The 3,421-nt window shown below is 63.8% G+C and carries 2 protein-coding genes and 1 pseudogene; all 3 read right to left on the reverse strand.

Features of this window, described 5'->3' with window-relative positions:
• A pseudogene (locus tag QZY06_RS08710) lies at nucleotides 1-269 on the reverse strand (copper oxidase); the annotation flags it as partial.
• Nucleotides 269-637 carry a hypothetical protein gene (locus QZY06_RS08715; RefSeq protein ID WP_295682945.1) on the reverse strand — a complete coding sequence of 123 codons (369 nt, stop codon included), beginning with the start codon at nucleotides 635-637 and terminating at the stop codon, nucleotides 269-271. The gene QZY06_RS08715 and the pseudogene QZY06_RS08710, both read right to left, overlap by 1 nt.
• Nucleotides 627-2,411: a TolC family protein gene (locus tag QZY06_RS08720; protein ID WP_295682948.1), complete on the reverse strand. Its 1,785-nt coding sequence runs from the start codon at nucleotides 2,409-2,411 to the stop codon at nucleotides 627-629. The genes QZY06_RS08715 and QZY06_RS08720 overlap by 11 nt, the downstream gene beginning before the upstream one ends.
• Nucleotides 2,412-3,421 lie beyond the last annotated feature (1,010 nt).

Raw genomic sequence — 3,421 nt, forward strand, 5'->3', positions numbered from 1 at the left:
CCGCCGTTGAGCTTGTAGGGCAGCGTCCAGCCGTTTAGCGTGCGCACCGGCAGATAGCCCTGCGGATGGCGGCGCAGGGCGGTTGGCGGTGGCTCGGCGGCGGCCGGCATCGCTTCAGCCGCCGGCATCTTCATGCCGGCCATGGCCGACATGTCATGGCCTTCGTGCTGTGCATGGGCCAGACGAGGAGCGCCGGCCATCAGGCCGGCGCCTCCCGCAAGCTGCAACAGATGGCGTCGTGTGAGCCGCTTGGGCGTTGTCTCGTCCATCAGTGACTCCCGTGAGCGTCGTGCGCCGGGGCGGCGGGCGCGGCCGGGCTTGCCGGCATCGGCATCTTCGAGTGGTCCATGCCCTGCATATCGTCGTGCTTCATTGCGCCGCCACACTTGGCCATCATGGCTTTCATGACCGGGTCCTTCGGGTCCATTTTCGAGTGATCCATGTCCTTCATCGCGGCGCAGTCGGGGGCCGCCTTGGCTGCCGCCGCTTCCTTGGCGTGCTCCTTGGGGTCATGGGCGTAAGCGAGCGGCATCGAGACGCTCAGCGCGAGGATCGAGAAAAAGCGGGTGCTGTGGTTCATGGCAAAACTCCAGTGGGATCGGCGCGATGCGCCAGGGATGAAAATTTCAGTGCTCATGCGGGGTCTCCGGCGTGGTTGCCGGTTCGCTGTTGTTCGGGGTGCCGTGATCCATGCCTTTCATCGGCATGTCTTTCATGTCATGGCCAGCATGCGGATCGGGGCTGACGGGGGCTGCGCTCCCGGCTTTTCCGGAACCCTTGCACTGCTCGCGCATCGCTTTGACGACGGTCGGGTCGAGCTTGGAAAGGGTCATCTTCTTCATCGCCGCGCAGTCCGGCGGTGCTTCCGTTTTCATCTCCATGCCGCCCATGTCATGGCCGGCGTGGGGGTTGCCCGAAGCCGGTGCTGATTCGGGAGTGGCTGGCTTTCCCATCTGGGAGTGGCCCATGCCCTTCATGCCGGGCATCTTGTCGGCAGCGGACTCCTTGTCGGTCATGCCGCCCTTGTTGTGGCCGGTGTGAGGATTGCTCGAAGCCGGCGCCGCCTCGGGAGTGGCAGGCTTTCCCATCTGGGAATGGTCCATGCCCTGCATGCCGTCCATACCCGGCATGTCCTTCGACATGCCCCCCATCGAATGCTGGCTGTGATCCATGCCGCCGCTCTTGGGAACGATTAGCTGGACCGGATCGAGCACCGGCTGTGCAGCTTGGGCGCTGCTCGGAAGGTTCCGACCGACGGCGCGGGCCAGCTCGACACGGGCTATCCAGTAGTCGCGTACCGACTCCAGATACCCCGCGTAGGCGTCGTATTCCTGCTGCTTGGCGACCAGCAGTTCGAAGATACCGATGAACATGAAGTTCACTTCCTGCTGCATCCTGGCGACGACTTCTTCGCGCTGCGGGATCAGCTGCGTGCGGTAGCCAGTGGCACGCGCCTTGGCTGCCAGGACCTGCGCCTGCGCCAGCTTGATGTCGTTGGCGCGATCAAGCACCAGACTGTCGAGTTCGGCTTCCGCCTGCTGGAGTTGGGCTTGCGCGGCGGCGACACGACCGCTGCCCCAGTTGAAGATCGGGATGCCGAGTGACAGCGTCGGGCCGTCGTTGACGCTGCCGTCGTAATCCTTCTGCCGCTGGTAGCCGATCTGGATGTTGTCGACCAGGCGGGAGTGGCGCTCCAGCCGGTAACGGCTGGCGAACGCCGCAGCGCGCTTGTCGGCCGCTGCAACATCGAGCCGCCCGTCGACCGCGAGCTTCAGCAACTCGTCGGTCGAGTCTTCGTCGACCAGCGGCTCGGCCAGCCGAGCATCGAGTACCCAGCGGTCGTCGACTGCCGGAAGTCCCATCAGGCGATTGAGCGCCGTACGCATTTCCACAGCTTTCGCTTGGGCACCGATCAGATCCAGATAGGCCTGGCTGGCAGCAGCCTGTTCAAGCGCCAGCTCCCGCTTGGACAAGGTGCCGGCATCGACGAATCGTTGAGCCAGATCGGCCGAAGCGCGCGCCGCCTTCGAGACGGTTTCCCGCATCACGGCAAGCTGCTGGGCACCGACGGCTTCGTACCAGGCGCGCTCGGTGTCGGCAGCGAGATTGATGGCGACGGAACCGACCGACAGCTTCGCGGCTTCGAACTGAGTGTCGGCGTAGCGCTGGCGGGCTGGAAGGAACAGCAGGTCGATGAAGCTGACGGCAACGCCGAGCGTGACCTGACGCGCGACCGCATCGGGCGGCCCCGGCGTCAGCAGTGCAAACGAGAACGCCGGATTCGCGAGACGGCCCGCCTCGTAGACATCTGCGGCCGCAAAGCCCAACCGTGCGGTCTCTGCACGGACTGCGGGGTTGTTGACCAGCGCCAGTTGCACCGCAGCGGTGGCCGTCAGCGGCTTTGCGAGCAACTCGCGGTTGAATGTTGCGATATCTGAGGGCTGCGGAATCGCTCGACCGCGGTCGGCGGTCAACTTCGCGACCTCAGGGCGTCCCCAGTCCGCGGGGAGGCTGGCACAGCCAGCCAGCGTCAACGCGAGCAGGCTCGCGGACACGGAAAATCGAATGGAAAACACAAGAACCTCCAGACCAACCTGACGACGGGGCTCCAGAGAAACAAGGAGAACCCGGTGAGCGAGGCGTCGAACGGCAACGGAAACCCGTCGCCGCCGACCGCGGCTTCACATCAGGCGATACTGGGTGGACGCAACAGACCTGACCCGTGCGCGGCGGTCAGATTGACGACGATCAGCGGTAGGCGAACATCGTCGCCTAGACCTGTCAAAACGAATTGAGATGACTTGGCCACCGAGATCGTGCCATGGCTGGCGCAATGACCGACCTGGCACGAGCAGTCGCAGGTACAGCCAGGGCCCTTTTCTGTTGATGGCTTGTCAGTACCGTCACCGGACATGACATGACCGGCCATGTGATGTCCCTTATGAGGGTCATCGGCCGAGGCAAGAGCTATGTGACCCGCAGCTCCCTGGTGCGACGTTCTCGACGTGTGATCGCACTTACCTCGGGCCATGCCACCGGCAGCCTGGAGCGAGAAGCTCAAGGCCAGCAGCACGGTCAGCAAGGTACGGAGGAATCGCATAGCGGCAGTCTGAACCGAAATCGGCAGGGTGTGCAACGAAGTTCAAGATTGACGGTGATTGCTAGACCGCCACCGAGCGGATCAACCAGCTGACCTGCCATGGCAACACTGTAAACCTTGGACCATAGTCCAGAGTCAAGCCGCGTCATTGATCGGAGCGAGCTCAGGCGCAGCGCTGATCACATCGACATCGACGCGCCTTGGTCCTCACCCTCATTGTCACCACGAGTAGCTGGATGTTCGCGAGCACTGGCCATCAACGCGTATCGAACTGACGAGGTGTCGGGCAGGCCGACCATTTCCAATGCCTGGCGCCAATTC

The sequence above is a fragment of the uncultured Nevskia sp. genome (assembly GCF_903885465.1).
Lineage (GTDB): Bacteria > Pseudomonadota > Gammaproteobacteria > Nevskiales > Nevskiaceae > Nevskia.